The organism is Variovorax sp. PCZ-1 (assembly GCF_018413605.1).
Lineage (GTDB): Bacteria > Pseudomonadota > Gammaproteobacteria > Burkholderiales > Burkholderiaceae_C > JANMDU01.
In genome coordinates, this window is sequence record NZ_JAHCDN010000001.1 from 1547097 (window position 1) to 1560318 (window position 13222).

A 13222-nucleotide genomic window follows, 5' to 3' on the forward strand; every position below is an offset into this window, starting at 1 on the left:
TCAAAATGCCTAGAAGGCTTAAAAAAGCATCAATGCTGATGCCCATGCTCCCCATGCACATGGCCATGGGCGATTTCTTCCTCGCTGGCCGCTTTCACACTGACCACGGCGATATCAAAGCGCAGCGTCTTGCCAGCATGAGGGTGGTTGCCATCGAGCATCACCACCGGGCCTTTGATCTTCATCACATTGAACACCGCTTCGCGGCCATCTTGTGTGCGGCCACGCAATTGCCCGCCGACTTTCACGCCGGGCGGAAATTCACTTTTCGCAATCTCTTGCACCAAGCTCTCATCGCGCTCGCCAAAGGCCTGCGCTGGCGTGAGCGTGAGGCTGGTCTTGAAGCCCGCTTCTTGGCCTTCTAAGGCAGCTTCAATCGCTTCAAAGGTGTTGCCATAGCCGCCATGTAGATAGGCGGTAGGCGCTTTGCTTTGCTCCAGCAGGCGGCCAGAAGGCTCAGAAACGCTGTAGCGGATGGTGACGGCGGTGTTTTTTTCGATTTTCATGAGGATCACAAGTAAAGGGAAATCAAGAGCCAATTATCCCAGCCCGGCGCTTGCCTCTCTGATTTGGGATAATCTCAGCTGAAACTATTTTTGCAGCCTAGAAAGAATCTCCATGAGCGACACCCAAACCCGCATCGACAGCCTCGTTAAAGGCAACGATATCGTGCTTTTCATGAAGGGCAGCGCCAGCTTCCCCATGTGCGGCTTCTCCGGCCGCGCCATTCAAATTTTGAAAGCCGTGGGCGTAGACACCAAAGGCATCACCACCGTGAACGTGCTCGATGATCCCGAGATCCGTGCTGGTATCAAGGAATACAGCAACTGGCCCACCATACCGCAGCTCTATGTCAAAGGCGAGTTCGTCGGTGGCTCCGACATCATGATGGAGATGTATGAAAACGGAGAATTGCAGCAGGTGATCAACGCCTGAAGCGCCCTGCTCCATGAAAAAAGCGCGGTAATTGCCGCGCTTTTTTTGTTGTGTGAAGCTAGCCCATGAAGCCAGTTGCCCAGCTCGGCAAATAAGGCCCTAAATATTTCAGTACCACCGCCGTCCCCAGCACGAAAATCAGGCCGAAATACAAAGCAGAAGCCAGATTAAACAAGCAGCCCAGCATGATGCACAGCCCATCTTTGCTCAGCATGCCCACAGCGAGGAAGATGCAAGCGAGCGCAGGCAGCGTATTGGAAAACGGAATGATGGCCAGCGGCATCATGAGCATGGCAGCGCCAAACACCAGCATTGCGCCATTAAAACGCGCCATCGATGTACTCGTGAGCCAAGCCATGCGTGGGCGAGCCAGTTTTTCAAGGCGTTGTACCCAATTGGCACCCAGCTTCAAGATATCGGAGAGCCGTTCACGCGTGAGCGTGTACTGCGCGACCTTGCTCGGCAGCCAGATCGGTATGCGAAGCGTCTCAGCGATGCCAATGAACAGAATCAAGAGCCCAAACACCGTGCTCACGCCCGGAATCGACACCGGCAACAAAAACGGCAAGCTCAACACCACACACAGAAGCAGCAAGCCTTCACGACCCAGCTGCTTAACGAGTTCGCCCACGCTCAAACCGGCTTCGGGGAGTTGATCTGCAAAATTGGCGAGGCGCTTGCTCAGGGACACAGAGGTAGAGAAATTTGTTTCCAATTCAGCGCTTTCTCTCAGCAGGCAAAGCTTTACCCGATTGCATCGTCACCAGCGCCTTGAGCATGCCCTTGACCTCAGCTAATTCGCGCTGCTGATCGAGCATGATTTTTTGCATTTGATCGATCACCTTGTCTTGTGTGATCAGGCGCTCCTTGACGCTATTGATCCCCGTGAGGCGATCCAACACATCAGTGACGAGGCTCATAGGCTCACCTTCGCGCTCGCTGCCTTGATCTTCTCAATCTCAGCGAAAAAACCATTGGCGCGCTTTTGCCCCGCATCGAGCAGCTTCACCATTTCTTTGAGGTCTTTCTCAGCCTTCTTGGTAGCCACATCCAGCAGCTTCAAATCATCAATCGTCACCCCCGCAACATAAGCATCAATCGCATCGCGAATCGCTTCAGAGGGCTTACGCCCGATCTCCTTGGCGCGGGCGGCCAGAGATTTTTTCTGCTCGGGTTCCAAATAAACTTGCGTGAGTGCGAGTGCCATGACAAGGCTCCTTGTTTCAATACACAATATATATTAAATCACATTCCTCGCTGACCTGCAAAGAAGCCTCGCTCAAGCCGTGAACATCCAGTTCTTCTGCGCCGCATACACCGCGTTCGGATACTGCGGTTTACCGCGTGAGCCGTTGTAACGACCAAGCGCCATGAAGGTGTCGCCACGCTCGCGCTCTAGATAATGGCGCAAGATCACGCAGCCGAAGCGGATATTGGTTTGCATGTGAAAGAGCTTGCCGGCATCGCCATCGCCGATCACGCGCGCCCAGAAGGGCATGATTTGCATGTAGCCGCGCGCGCCCACCACGCTGATGGCGTGTTTACGGAAATTGCTTTCGACTTGGATGAGGCCGAGCACGAGGGAGATGTCTAGCCCTGCCCTCTTTGACTCATACCAAACGGTTTGCAAGAATTCTTTGCGGGTCTCGAAGTCTGTTTTTTTTCTTTTGAGGCGGGTGCTCATCTCACCGAGCCAGCGCAGATATTGCAGCTTGGTTTCAGTGTTGTTGAACTCTGGAATGGGCGGGGCACTGCTGGCGATGGCTGCGCTTAGTGCGCCTCGCACTGAATCTGCTAGGGGTTCTTCGAGTTGTCTGCCGGCTAGGGCGAGTTGAGGCGCCGTGATACTTGCTACTGAAATGATAGCTGCTCGCGCAGTATTTATAAGGGCTACGCGGCGATTTTGCTTGAAATTCTCAGGTTTTTCCGCTTCGGATGCGCTCGAAAATGGGGTCAGAGCACAATTTCGGCTGTGCTCTGCCTCGCTTTGGTGAGGTTGTTGTCCTGAATTGTGATCTGACCCCATTTTCGCTTTAGGCCTTCAACTGACTCACGACATGGCTTACAGCATCTGCCACCGCTACTCTGCTAGCTGCTGCATCTCTGCGATGCTGGTATTCGATTTGGCCGTCTTTGAGGCTCTTGTCGCCTACTGTGATGCGGTGGGGCACGCCGATGAGCTCCCAGTCGGCGAACATCGCGCCGGGGCGCTCGCCTCGGTCGTCTAGGATCACGTCCACGCCTTTAGCAAGCAGCTCGGCGTAGATCGCATCACTGGCTTCTTTCACGTTAGGGAAACGATCTGCGCCGACGGGGCAGATCACGACGGTGAAAGGCGCAAGTGCGTCTGGCCAGATGATGCCCTTGTCATCGTGGTTTTGCTCGATGGCGGCGGCTGGCAGGCGTGTGATGCCGATGCCGTAGCAGCCCATTTCGAAAGGTTTGGGTTTGCCATCAGTATCGAGGAAAGTGGCGTTCATGGCCTTGCTGTATTTCGTGCCGAGGTAGAAGACGTGGCCGATTTCGATGCCGCGCTCAATGGCGAGCGCGCCTTTGCCATCGGGCGATGGATCGCCCTCCACCACATTACGGATATCTGCAACAACATCAGGCTCGGGCAAATCTCTGCCCCAGTTCACGCCGGTGATGTGGAAATCGACTTCGTTCGCGCCGCAAATCCAATCGGCCATCGCAGCCACTTCGCGGTCTGCGATCACCTTGACGGGCTTCTTCATGTTCAAAGGCCCGAGATAGCCGGGCTTGCAGCCAAAGTGATCGACGATCTCAGCTTCTGTGGCGAAGCGGAAACCGTTTTTCAAGCCTTCGACTTTGTTGGCTTTGGTTTCGTTGAGCGAATGATCGCCGCGCACGAGCAAGAGCCAGACTTGCACTTTCACAACTTCGTTTTTGTCGTTTAGCTCTTCTGTAGCGAGCACCAAAGATTTGATCGTGGTGCGCAGGGGCACATTAAGCAAATCTGCCACGGCTTGGCATGTGCTGGAGCCGGGTGTGGGCGTTTTCGTCATGGGCTTAGATGCGGCTGGGCGCGCACCTGGAGCCAAGCTTTCTGCTTTCTCAATGTTTGCTGCGTAATCCGAATTCGGACAATAAATGATCGCGTCTTCGCCTGTGGCAGCAATCACTTGGAATTCTTCCGAAAGATCGCCACCAATCGCGCCGCTGTCTGCAGCCACAGCGCGATAACGCAAACCAAAGCGGTCAAAGATTTTGCGATACGCTGCTGCCATGATCTGGTAGCTGGCTTTCGCGCTCGCTTCATCGCGGTCAAACGAATACGCATCCTTCATGATGAACTCACGCCCGCGCATCAGGCCAAAGCGTGGGCGGCGCTCGTCGCGGAATTTGGTTTGGATTTGGTAAAGGTTTTTGGGCAACTGCTTGTAGCTCTTGAACTCTTGCCTCGCCACATCGGTGATGACTTCTTCTGACGTAGGCTGCACGATGAAATCACGATCATGGCGATCTTTGATGCGCAAAAGTTCAGGCCCCATCTTCTCGAAGCGCCCCGTCTCTTGCCACAGCTCGGCAGGCTGGATCACAGGCATCGTGCACTCAATCGCACCGGCGCGATTCATCTCTTCGCGCACGATGGCTTCCACCTTGCGGATCACGCGCAAGCCCATGGGCATGTAGGTGTAAATGCCAGCGCCGAGTTTTTTGATCATGCCGGCGCGCGTCATGAGTTGGTGGCTGGCGATCTCGGCATCTGCAGGCGCTTCTTTGAGAGTGGAGATGAGGAACTGGCTGGCTTTCATAGGTGTTGTAGATACTCAAAAGTTGGGGGAAATTGAAACAAGTGCAAGAGAGAGTCTTGCAAAGCGGCCTAGGCCGTGTATCATGGTTTCAGTTTAAAAATTTGGAGTTGATTATGCTTGACCGGGACGGCTTTCGCCCCAATGTCGGCATCATCTTGCTCAACCAGAAAAACCAGGTCTTTTGGGGCAAGCGGATACGCACCCATTCCTGGCAGTTTCCGCAAGGCGGCATCGACCGGGGGGAGAACCCGGAGCAAGCGATGTTTCGCGAGCTGCACGAAGAGGTAGGCCTCCAGCCCAACCACGTGCGGATTGTGGCGCGGACACGCGACTGGTTGCGCTATGAGGTGCCAGACCGCTTCATCAAGCGTGAAGCGCGTGGCCATTACCGTGGCCAAAAACAAATTTGGTTTTTGCTCCAGCTCGTAGGCCATGACTGGGATCTGAACCTGCGCGCCACGGACCATCCTGAGTTCGACGCTTGGCGTTGGAACGATTACTGGGTGCCGCTTGATTTGGTGGTGGAGTTCAAACGCGGTGTTTACAAGATGGCTTTGAACGAGCTCTCTCGCTATCTTCCGGTGGGCGATCATCGCTGGCATCGAGATGTCTCGCGCGACTTTGATCGAGAAGCACGAAACAGCCAACCAGCGGATTTGGTGTTTGAGCAGCCCAATCAGCGCCGTCGCCCCTATGGCAGTTACAGCCATTTCAATCACTCGCCCGCCAGCGGGCGTGAACGCGTTTCGCGTATCGCCGATTTAGAACTGCCCCCAGGCGCCAGTTTTGATCCGCATCCGGCGGAGCGTTACGACCAAGATCCAGCTCAAGCATTCGTTGCTCAGCATCCGCATGACGAGCATCACGATGCCCATGATGATTTGGGACAACATCACCATGATTAAGCGATTTTTAGCGATTGCTGCCCTCAGTCTAGCTTCGGGCATGGTCTGCGCTCAATTCATTGCGGATGATCCTGATTGGAAAGAAAGCGAAGTCCCACCGCCACCTGCTTTCGATCTCAAGCGCCTCGTGCGGGTGGAAATGCCGGTTCAATCGCTGCTCAAATGGGGTGTGGATCCAGACACCGTGAAGATCACCAAAGACGGCATCATTCGCTATGTGGTCGTGGCACAGTCAAGCAGTGGCACAGTGAATGCCATGTATGAAGGCATTCGCTGTAACAAAGCCGAGTTTCGCCGCTACGCCAGACACAACCCAGGCAGCGGCTGGGTGAAATCTACAGATCAGGATTGGACCTCTCTGCGCCAAACGGGGGCATCAAGGCATCCTGAGACTTTGGCTCGCAGTGGTTTGTGTGACGGTTCTGCTACGCCTACTTCGGTGGCTGAGGCGATGAAGCGTTTGAATTCTGGCGTGACTGCGCGCCAATGAAGATGGCTCAGGCGCTCATCAAGCGCTCTTGAGCACCAAATTATCTTTGTGCACCATCTCAGCTTCTGCTGTATAGCCCAGCAAGGCTTCAAACTCGCTAGATGCTTTGCGGCAGATCAGCCGCGCTTCTGCTGCAGCGTAATTCGCTAAGCCACGCGCGATTTCTTGGCCAGTCGTATCGACAATGGCAATCACATCGCCGCGAGAAAACTCGCCCTGCACTGCTGTCATACCCACAGGCAGCAAGCTCACCTTGCCGCCTAGCAAACGCTGCGCTGCGCCTTCATCAACGGTCACGCTGCCAGCCAATTGCAAATGATCCGCCATCCATTGCTTGCGCGCTTGCTGTTTGGCCGTATGCGCTACGAGCAGCGTACCAATCGGCTCGCCTTGAGAAAGGCGAATCAAAGCATTCGGCTCGCGCCCCCAAGCGATCACGGTGCTCGCGCCAGAGCCAGCAGCGCGCTTGGCTGCGAGAATTTTGGTGATCATGCCGCCTTTGCCAATGGAGCTTCCAGCGCCACCAGCCATTTTCTCGAGGCTTGAATCCCCAGCTTGCGCGGTATGCACAAACTCAGCGGCAGGATCTTTGCGTGGATCAGCGGTGTAAAGGCCTGTTTGATCGGTGAGGATGACATACAAATCGGCATCAACGAGGTTTGCAACAAGCGCGCCCAAGGTATCGTTATCGCCAAACTTGATTTCATCATTGACCACCGTATCGTTTTCGTTGATCACGGGAATCACTTTGTGCGAGAGCAAGGTCAAAAGCGTGGTGCGAGCGTTCAGATATCGCTCGCGGTGCGCTAAATCCTCGTGCGTGAGCAGCACTTGCGCGCTTGTCAGCCCCTGCTGGCGAAGCTTGGTCTCATACATCTGCACCAAGCCCATTTGGCCGACTGCAGCAGCAGCTTGGAGCTGGGAAACATCTTTAGGCCGCGTTGCCCAACCAAGCCGCTTCATGCCTTCAGCAATCGCACCACTGGAGACCATCACCACTTCGCGGCCATCTTTGACCAAGGCAGCGAGTTGCTCACACCACTGCGCAATCGCTTCCTCATGCAAGCCACGGCCTTCGTTCGTCACCAAACTCGAGCCCACTTTTACGACAATACGTCGTGCTTTGCGGAGTGTTTGTTGGGCATCAAAAGAGGCGTTGATATCTAACATTTTTTAAGGCTTTTAAGCAGTTCGCCGGCTACGAACCTGCGCGGAGTGCTACTATTTTAATAGTAATTAAGGCTGATCAGCGAAACGCGGATCGACGTCTACCGGCGGCTTGCTCGCCTCGTGCACGCGCTTGACATGACCATAAATCTCACGAATGAGAGGCTCCAGGCCTTGGCGTGCGAGAGCCGAAACCTCAAACACCGGCAGCTCTTCTTTCGCCTTGATCTTCAGTGCCGTGCGATAGCGTTTCACGAAATCTTTGACACGCGCTTCACGCTCATCTTCAGGCACCATATCGAGCTTGTTCAAAACGAGCCAACGCGGCTTGGCATACAGCTCATCATCGTATTTCTTGAGCTCGCCCACAATCGCCTTCGCTTGCGCTACAGGATCAACGGCCTCATCAAACGGCGCCATGTCAATCACATGCAGCAGAAGCCGCGTGCGCTGCAAATGCCGCAGAAATTGATGACCCAAGCCAGCGCCTTCGCTCGCACCTTCAATCAAACCAGGCACATCTGCAACGACGAAACTCTGCTCGGGGCCCACGCGCACCACACCCAGATTCGGATGCAGAGTGGTGAATGGGTAATCCGCAATCTTCGGTCGAGCATTGGAGATGGAAGCAATCAGCGTCGATTTCCCAGCATTGGGCATGCCCAGCAAGCCCACATCGGCCAGGACTTTCAATTCGAGTTTGAGCTCTTTGCGTTCACCAATGCCGCCTGGCGTTTTCTGGCGAGGAGCGCGATTGATCGAGCTTTTGAAGCGCATGTTGCCGTAGCCGCCATCGCCGCCCTTGGCCAGAAGCCTCTGCTCGCCGACTTCCAAAAGCTCCATGATCACATCGCCCGTCTCAGCATCCGAGATGATGGTACCCACGGGCATTTTCAAAACGATATCGTCACCGGCTGCACCAAACATATCCGAGCCCATGCCGTTTTCGCCGCGCTTAGCGTCGTAGCGGCGCGAGAAGCGATAGTCAACGAGCGTGTTCAGGTTGTCATCGGCCACGGCATACACATTACCGCCGCGCCCACCATCGCCACCATTGGGGCCACCGAATTCTTTGTATTTCTCGTGGCGAAACGACACGCAGCCATTGCCACCATCGCCAGCGGCGATGTCGATAAACGCTTCATCCACGAACTTCATAAATTGATTCTATTCAAAACAAAAGCCCCGACAAGCGGGGCTTTTGGGGAGCAAGGAGCTTTAAGCAGCTGCCGTGATGTTCACGGTGTGCTTGTTCAAAGCGCCTTTTTGGCCGAAGCTCACGTGGCCGTCTGCCAAGGCAAACAGGCTGTGATCTTTGCCCATGCCCACGTTCACACCAGCGTGGAACTTGGTGCCGCGCTGGCGCACGATGATGGAGCCGGCCGAGACCAGTTCACCGCCGTAGGCTTTCACGCCGAGCATTTTTGGTTTGGAATCTCTTCCGTTTCGCGTCGAGCCGCCGCCTTTTTTCTGTGCCATTTCAACAGCTCCTTATTTCTTGACGCCGCCGACCAATTCGTCGCACAGCTTCTTGAATTCTTCCATCTTGCCATCACGCAGCAAAGCGGCTTGTTCAGCCCATGATGCTGGGTTAGCGAGGCTAAAGCGGCCGCCGGATGCTTTGAGCATCGCGGTCATGTCGTCAGCTTTGGTATCGGCAAGTTTAGCGAAAGTTGTGATACCGTTAGCGGCCAAGACAGCTGCGATCTTCGGGCCAATGCCTTCGATGATCTCGATGTCGTCTTTGCCAGCTTTTTGTGCCAGAGCGATCACAGGAGCCGCAGCTGCCTTCATGATGCCACCTTTGCCGTCAGCGATTTCCGCGATGAACAGCTCAGTGTAATTTTGGCGATGGCCTTGACGCTTTTGGTAGTGCTTACGACGACGCATCTTGAAGATGCGCACTTTATCGTGCCTGCCTTGTGCCACGATGGTGGCTTTGATCACTGCGCCAGGTACCAAGGGTGCGCCAATCATCAAGTCGGTGCCATTGCTGACAGCCAAAATCTGATCAAGCACAATCTCAGAGCCTATGTTCGCAGCGATCTGTTCTACTTTAAATTTTTCGCCAGCAGCAACTTTATATTGTTTGCCACCGGTTTTTACGACCGCGTACATAAGAAACCTCTAAATTGAGTTGGCTCCTGGCTTGCGCCAGAAAGCTCGTTAACTCTACGGCGAATTCCGCAGAGCCCATGATTATAGCATGGTTAGCTCACACTAACAAGCCAGCTCTAGGAAGCGATCCCTACTGTGATGCCCCTGTCTCTTGCATATGTTTCTGCCTGCTCGCTTAAAGCACCAAGGCACACATACATGGCCTTGTCTGCCCCCAGCGATTCTTGCTGAGCGACCAACGCCTGTAGCGCCTCAATCCCATGATTAGCAGCTTTGTAGCGCTTAGCTGCAACAAGCGTCCGTTGCCCGGCTTTACTGATCAAAAAATCAGCTGCGCCTTCAGCCTTCTTGCCGGCAAGCCGCTCCACCTCAAAGCCCTGCTTGATGAACTTCGCCTCCAGCTCTTTCGAGAAATCGCGCCACGACAGCCCTGCCATGCGCTCAACTTCAGCTTGCACGGCAGCAGCGCTTGGCTTGTTCCATTGCCTGCTGAGTGCGATGCAGCCAATCACCAGAAACGGAAACGTGCCCAAAACGCCGTACACCACCAAGTCCTTCGGTAAAAGCGCCGCGCAAATCACGCTGATCACCGCTGCAAGCAAAAAACTCACCCACCAAGGATTGCGCAACAAAACTGCGAAGAGTGAATTGGGAGCCATTTTGAAATTCATAAAAATCAATGTCTTGTGAGTAAGTGAAAATAAACAGCGCCTGCTTTGCCTTGCTTGATGATCTTGAGCCCAAATGCAATCAGTTTCTCATCATCCCAGGCCTCTGGCGCTTCTAAATAGATAGCACCTTGCGCAGATAATACGCCTGCTGCAGCTTGAATTGCCTCTAAAAATAGGCCTGAATCGAAAGGTGGATCGAGGAAGATCACATCTACAGTGGATTTGGGAAAACTGCGTAGAGCTGAGATGCCATCACCTCGTTGAATGCGGATATTGTCGGCCTTCAAGCGGGTTTTATGAGCTTGCAGATTGGTGACGAGTTGCGGGTCTTGCTCGATCAGGAGCACGTCTTGCGCGCCGCGCGAAGCAGCTTCAAAGCCTAAAGCGCCAGAGCCTGCAAACGCATCGACGCATTTGAGGCCTGTGAGGTCTTGGCCGAGCCAGTTGAAGAGGGTTTCGCGCACGCGGTCTGGCGTGGGGCGCAGGCCGGGTTTGGCGGGGACGCTAAGCTTACTGCGCTTCCAAAGTCCGCCAATGATGCGCACCTCGCCGGGGGTGGTTTTTGAGGGCTTTGGAGCGGGTGACTTTGATTTCATAGAATTGAGTGATTGTAGAAAGTCTCCATGTTCTCGTTTTTCAAGAAAAAGCCTGTCGAACCCGCGCCTCAAGCTGTGCTCTCGCCTGCTCCAGTAGCCACACCTGTACCCACCCCGGCTCTTGCACCCGCCCCCGCGCAAGCACCTACGCCAGAGACTGCCACGCCAGTCACTATCAATACGATAGCAACTCCCGCAGATCCTATGCCGGCGAATGAGCTAAAAGTCTCTGAAAACACAGAAAAAAATGAGATTTCAGATGCTCCCCGCAAGAGCTGGATGGATAAGCTTAAAAACGGGCTGCGCAAGACAGGCAGCTCGATTGCCACAGTGTTTACTGGTACGAAGATTGACGATGCGTTGTATGAAGAGCTGGAAGCGGCGCTGCTGATGAGCGATGCGGGCGTGGCGGCTACGGAGCATTTGCTGGCCGATTTGAAACGCCGCGTGAAAGAGGCCAAGGCCACCGAGCCCTCCGCGGTGAAAGCCCTGCTCGCGCAGGCGCTGGCAGACTTGCTTGCGCCCCTGCAAAAACCGCTCACGATTGGTGAACATAAGCCCACCGTGATGATGATTGCTGGCGTGAACGGCGCGGGAAAGACGACCTCGATTGGCAAGCTCACTTGGCACTTAAGCGGCCAAGGCGCAAGCGTTCTCCTCGCAGCAGCAGATACCTTCCGCGCCGCTGCCAAAGAACAGCTCGCCGTATGGGCAACGCGAAACAACGTGGAAATCGTGAGCCAAGACAATGCCGACCCTGCAGCCGTGGCCTTTGATTCTGTAACGGCTGGAAAGGCAAGGCAAAGAGATGTGGTGATGGTGGATACCGCAGGCCGCTTGCCCACCCAGCTGCATTTGATGGAAGAAATCGCCAAGATCAAGCGCGTGATCACAAAGGCCGATGGCACCGCGCCGCATGAGACGCTGCTGGTGATTGACGGCAACACGGGGCAAAACGCCCTGGCCCAAGTCAAAGCTTTCGATCAAGCCTTGCAGCTCTCAGGCCTCATCATCACCAAGCTAGATGGCACAGCCAAAGGTGGTGTGCTCGCAGCAATTGCGCTCTGGGCACGCGAGCGCATAGCCAAGCAGCCCGAGCTCAAACCCATCGCGATTTATTTCATTGGTGTGGGCGAGAAACTAGAAGACCTGGAGACTTTTGACGCCACAGAGTTTTCCCAAGCTTTGATCGCTTGAATCTTCGCTCGACTGTAAGAACGCCGTCGAATTCAGCGACAGCTTGCATCTGAATCTATCTCTATTGCTATTGCGTACACATCACATGAACCTGCTCATCTCTCGCCGTCAAACACTTTTCTCCACCGCTGCCCTGCTAGCAAGCTCTCGCGCTTGGGCGCAAAGCCCGGCTTGGGCTGAGATTGAAAAGAAAGCACGCGGCCAAACCGTGGTCTTCAATGCCTGGGGTGGCAGCGAGCGTATCAATGCGTATCTGGCTTGGGCAGGGGATGAGCTGCAAAAGCAATTCGGCGTGAAGCTGGAGCATGTGAAGGTGACAGACACCTCGGATGTGGTCAAGCGCGTGCGCAACGAGAAGGCCGCCGGCCGCAACGTGGATGGCTCGGTTGATTTGATCTGGATCAATGGCGAAAACTTCCTCGCCATGAAGCGCGAGGCGATGCTCTTTGGCCCTTGGGCTGAGAGCTTGCCCAGCTTCCGCTTCGTGGATGTGGAAGGCAAACCCACCACGCGTATCGACTTCGCCGAGCCAGTGCAGGGCTTGGAAGCGCCTTGGGGCATGGCGCAGCTCACGTTTTACGCAGACCGCGCGAAAGTGCCGAATCCCCCGCGCTCAACGGCTGCCCTGCTTGCCTTTGCCAAGGCCAATCCTGGCCGTGTGACTTATCCCAAGCCACCGCAGTTTCATGGCACCACTTTTCTCAAGCAAACCTTGATGGACTTGACGGCTGATCGCGCCCCTCTCTACAAGCCTTTTGATGCGGCCGCGTTTGCCAAAATCACCGAGCCGCTGTGGAAGCATCTGGATGCCCTGCATCCGCATTTGTGGCGCGGTGGCAAGCAGTTTCCGGTCAGCCATGGCGCTTTGAATCAAATGCTGGCTGATGGCGAACTATCGCTCTCATTCACCTTCAACCCCAACGAACCCGCCAACGAAATCGCTGCTGGCAGACTCCCAAAAAGCGTGAGCAGCTATCAGTTTGATAGTGGCACAGTCGGCAACACGCATTTCTTGGCAATTCCGTTTAACAGCAAAGTGAAAGAAGGCTCGCAGGTGGTGGCAAACTTTTTACTCTCACCAGCAGCCCAAGCGCGCAAGGCCGATATCAAAGTGTGGGGTGATCCAACCGTGCTCTCGCCAGCCAAGATGAGCGCCACCGATGCCGCGCTCTTCACCGCCAGCCGCGCACCTGGCCAAGTAGAAAAATTCTCACCCGTGATCCCCGAGCCGCATGGCAGCTGGGTGGATCCGATGGAGAAAGAGTGGCTACGGCGTTACGGCGCTTGATGCGTCATAACGTGCGAAGAATGGAACGCAGAAGACACATAAATTCCACAGAAGACGCAGAAAAATTCCGCGACTTCT

Annotated in this window: 17 protein-coding genes and 1 pseudogene; 5 read left to right on the forward strand and 13 right to left on the reverse strand. The window is 54.9% G+C overall.

Annotation, left to right across the window (positions count from 1 at the left end):
- Positions 1–29 precede the first annotated feature (29 nt).
- Positions 30–506 carry an FKBP-type peptidyl-prolyl cis-trans isomerase gene (locus KIH26_RS07445; RefSeq protein ID WP_213443787.1) on the reverse strand — a complete coding sequence of 159 codons (477 nt, stop codon included), beginning with the start codon at positions 504–506 and terminating at the stop codon, positions 30–32.
- Positions 507–618: 112 nt separating this feature from the next.
- Here KIH26_RS07445 and grxD point away from each other — a divergent pair, with 112 nt between their 5' ends.
- Positions 619–936 (forward strand): Grx4 family monothiol glutaredoxin, encoded by a 318-nt coding sequence (grxD, locus tag KIH26_RS07450; protein WP_213443788.1) that lies wholly within the window; start codon positions 619–621, stop codon positions 934–936.
- Between the two features lie 58 nt (positions 937–994).
- Here grxD and KIH26_RS07455 read toward each other — a convergent pair whose 3' ends face one another.
- The 5 genes from KIH26_RS07455 to KIH26_RS07475 form a co-directional block, all read right to left on the reverse strand.
- On the reverse strand, positions 995–1627 hold the full coding sequence (locus KIH26_RS07455) for an exopolysaccharide biosynthesis protein (protein ID WP_213443789.1): 633 nt from the start codon (positions 1625–1627) through the stop codon (positions 995–997).
- Positions 1628–1652: 25 nt separating this feature from the next.
- On the reverse strand, positions 1653–1856 hold the full coding sequence (locus tag KIH26_RS07460) for a hypothetical protein (protein WP_213443790.1): 204 nt from the start codon (positions 1854–1856) through the stop codon (positions 1653–1655).
- Positions 1853–2143 carry a ribbon-helix-helix domain-containing protein gene (locus tag KIH26_RS07465; RefSeq protein WP_213443791.1) on the reverse strand — a complete coding sequence of 97 codons (291 nt, stop codon included), beginning with the start codon at positions 2141–2143 and terminating at the stop codon, positions 1853–1855. Before KIH26_RS07465 ends, KIH26_RS07460 begins: the two co-directional genes overlap by 4 nt.
- A 72-nt stretch (positions 2144–2215) precedes the next feature.
- On the reverse strand, positions 2216–2821 hold the full coding sequence (locus KIH26_RS07470) for a lytic transglycosylase domain-containing protein (protein ID WP_349627860.1): 606 nt from the start codon (positions 2819–2821) through the stop codon (positions 2216–2218).
- Positions 2822–2969: 148 nt separating this feature from the next.
- Positions 2970–4712: a proline--tRNA ligase gene (locus KIH26_RS07475; protein ID WP_213443794.1), complete on the reverse strand. Its 1743-nt coding sequence runs from the start codon at positions 4710–4712 to the stop codon at positions 2970–2972.
- 113 nt (positions 4713–4825) lie between these two features.
- On the opposite strand from KIH26_RS07475, the gene KIH26_RS16990 reads away from it, so the two are divergent.
- Positions 4826–5617, forward strand: a complete 792-nt coding sequence (locus tag KIH26_RS16990) for an RNA pyrophosphohydrolase (RefSeq protein WP_249661000.1) — start codon at positions 4826–4828, stop codon at positions 5615–5617.
- Positions 5610–6107 (forward strand): CNP1-like family protein, encoded by a 498-nt coding sequence (locus tag KIH26_RS07485; RefSeq protein WP_249661001.1) that lies wholly within the window; start codon positions 5610–5612, stop codon positions 6105–6107. The genes KIH26_RS16990 and KIH26_RS07485 overlap by 8 nt, the downstream gene beginning before the upstream one ends.
- An 18-nt stretch (positions 6108–6125) precedes the next feature.
- Here the strand turns inward: KIH26_RS07485 and proB are convergent, their stop codons facing one another.
- The 7 genes and pseudogenes from proB to rsmD all read right to left on the reverse strand — a co-directional run bounded on the left by proB (position 6126) and on the right by rsmD (position 10659).
- The gene (gene proB / locus KIH26_RS07490) at positions 6126–7277 is read right to left on the reverse strand and encodes a glutamate 5-kinase (protein WP_213443797.1); all 1152 of its coding nucleotides are present in this window, start codon (positions 7275–7277) and stop codon (positions 6126–6128) included.
- Positions 7278–7343: 66 nt separating this feature from the next.
- Positions 7344–8432 carry a GTPase ObgE gene (obgE, locus tag KIH26_RS07495; RefSeq protein ID WP_213443798.1) on the reverse strand — a complete coding sequence of 363 codons (1089 nt, stop codon included), beginning with the start codon at positions 8430–8432 and terminating at the stop codon, positions 7344–7346.
- Between the two features lie 60 nt (positions 8433–8492).
- A complete protein-coding gene (gene rpmA, locus KIH26_RS07500; protein WP_213443799.1) occupies positions 8493–8753 on the reverse strand; it encodes a 50S ribosomal protein L27 in 261 nt (86 codons plus the stop codon).
- A 12-nt stretch (positions 8754–8765) separates the two neighbouring features.
- Complete coding sequence (locus KIH26_RS17175) at positions 8766–9068, reverse strand: helix-hairpin-helix domain-containing protein (RefSeq protein ID WP_503005140.1); 303 nt, start codon at positions 9066–9068, stop codon at positions 8766–8768.
- A 21-nt stretch (positions 9069–9089) separates the two neighbouring features.
- A pseudogene (gene rplU / locus KIH26_RS07505) lies at positions 9090–9392 on the reverse strand (50S ribosomal protein L21); the annotation flags it as partial.
- Between the two features lie 116 nt (positions 9393–9508).
- Positions 9509–10051 carry a restriction endonuclease gene (locus KIH26_RS07510; RefSeq protein ID WP_213443801.1) on the reverse strand — a complete coding sequence of 181 codons (543 nt, stop codon included), beginning with the start codon at positions 10049–10051 and terminating at the stop codon, positions 9509–9511.
- A gap of 17 nt (positions 10052–10068) precedes the next feature.
- Complete coding sequence (gene rsmD / locus KIH26_RS07515; RefSeq protein ID WP_213443802.1) at positions 10069–10659, reverse strand: 16S rRNA (guanine(966)-N(2))-methyltransferase RsmD; 591 nt, start codon at positions 10657–10659, stop codon at positions 10069–10071.
- Positions 10660–10686: 27 nt separating this feature from the next.
- Here rsmD and ftsY point away from each other — a divergent pair, with 27 nt between their 5' ends.
- The gene (ftsY, locus tag KIH26_RS07520; RefSeq protein WP_213443803.1) at positions 10687–11856 is read left to right on the forward strand and encodes a signal recognition particle-docking protein FtsY; all 1170 of its coding nucleotides are present in this window, start codon (positions 10687–10689) and stop codon (positions 11854–11856) included.
- Positions 11857–11941: 85 nt separating this feature from the next.
- Complete coding sequence (locus KIH26_RS07525; protein ID WP_213443805.1) at positions 11942–13144, forward strand: ABC transporter substrate-binding protein; 1203 nt, start codon at positions 11942–11944, stop codon at positions 13142–13144.
- Positions 13145–13222: the final 78 nt, after the last annotated feature.